Annotated in this window: 1 pseudogene; it reads left to right on the top strand. The window is 35.1% G+C overall.

Annotation, left to right across the window (positions count from 1 at the left end):
• Positions 1-262 (top strand): annotated as a pseudogene (locus tag PNO30_RS08990) (transporter); the annotation flags it as partial.

Raw genomic sequence — 262 nt, 5'->3', positions numbered from 1 at the left:
GATCGTCTTGAAAAAGAAAGATTAGACAAAGAAGCTGCTGCTAAAGCTCAAGCTGAAAAAGAAAGACTTGAAAAAGAAAAAGCTCAAAAAGCTGAAGCTGATCGTCTTGAAAAAGAAAGATTAGACAAAGAAGCTGCCGCTAAAGCTCAAGCTGAAAAAGAAAAACTTGAAAAAGAAAAACTTGAAAAAGAAAAAGCTCAAAAAGCTGAAGCTGATCGTCTTGAAAAAGAAAGATTAGACAAAGAAGCTGCTGCTAAAGCTC

Origin of the sequence: Gemella haemolysans (assembly GCF_028308085.1) — a bacterium.
GTDB lineage: Bacteria > Bacillota > Bacilli > Staphylococcales > Gemellaceae > Gemella > Gemella haemolysans_D.
This window is presented reverse-complemented; position numbering and strand designations above follow the sequence as displayed.